The organism is Macromonas nakdongensis (genome assembly GCF_002837145.1).
Lineage (GTDB): Bacteria > Pseudomonadota > Gammaproteobacteria > Burkholderiales > Burkholderiaceae_C > Macromonas_B > Macromonas_B nakdongensis.
Genome location: NZ_NWMV01000047.1, coordinates 9,520 through 10,587 on the forward strand (window position 1 = coordinate 9,520; position 1,068 = coordinate 10,587).

Annotated in this window: 2 protein-coding genes; both read right to left on the reverse strand. The window is 73.6% G+C overall.

Annotated features, from left to right (window positions below; all coding sequences use genetic code 11):
• On the reverse strand, positions 1 to 438 hold a 438-nt coding region (locus tag CON77_RS15535), incomplete at its 3' end, for an MsnO8 family LLM class oxidoreductase (protein ID WP_232788445.1).
• 40 nt (positions 439 to 478) lie between these two features.
• Positions 479 to 1,068, reverse strand: a 590-nt coding sequence (locus CON77_RS07650) for a J domain-containing protein (RefSeq protein WP_500778836.1), incomplete at its 5' end; no start/stop codon positions are given.

Below are 1,068 nucleotides of genomic sequence, written 5' to 3' on the forward strand. Positions count from 1 at the left end.
CAGGCGCTGCAGTTCGGCCACATCGCGCGGGAAATCGTCCTCGGTCTCCACCCGGTCGCGGCGCAGGGCGCGCATGGTGGGGCCGTCGGTGCCGGGCGCGCGGCCCAGGCCGAGGTCGATGCGGCCGGGGTAGAGCTCGGCCAGGGTGCCGAAGGCCTCGGCCACCACCAGCGGCGCGTGGTTGGGCAGCATCACCCCGCCGGAGCCGACGCGGATGCGCTGCGTGCCGCCGGCGAGGTGCCCCACCAGCACCGCGGTGGCGGAGCTGGCGATGCCGGCCATGTTGTGGTGTTCGGCCAGCCAGTAGCGGGTGAAGCCCAGGCGTTCGGCGTGCTGGGCGGTGCGCAGGGCGATGGCCAGGGCGTCGGCCACGGTGCCGCCTTCGCGCACGGCCACCAGGTCGAGCATGGACAGGGCGATGGAACGCAGGTCTTTCATGCCCCGATTGTGGGGCGCCCGGGAATTCCCGGGTGTCGCGTCAGGCCAAGGAGAGCGGTCCCTGGCGTTGCGCATTCAACCAGGCTTTGAGGGTGGCGCGCTGTTCGACCTGCTCCAGGTCCTGGCGCAGGCGGGCCAGGGTGTGGGCCAGGGCCTGGGCTTCGGCCTGGAGCTGGGCCTGCAAGGTCTCGGCCGTGAGCCGTGCCCCCTGGGGCAGGTCCAGGGCGTGTGCCCAGCGTTGTTGGGCCGCCTGGCGTTCGCGCTCCAAATCGGCCGCTTGTTGCTGGAGCAGGTGGGTCAGGGCCTGCAGCCGCGCCTCGGGCACCCGGTCGGGGTGTTGCGGATCGACGCCTTCGGCCTGCCACTGCAAGCGCAGCAGGGCGACGAGGTCGCGCCGTTCGTGCGCGGCGTTGGCCTCGCTCATCCAGGCGTTTTTGCGTTGCCGGTCGGCTTCGTCGGTGGCACGGTCGGGGTGCAGGGCACTGGCCAGGCGGCGGTACAGGGTGCGCAGGGTGCCGTGGGCGGCCTGCTGCGCGTCTGCGGCCGCGGCCTGGGCCGGTCGGTCGGCGCGTTTGGCCTGGCGTGCCGCGCGCCTGGCCGAACGCCGGGCCTGGGTCTGGGCGCGTTGCT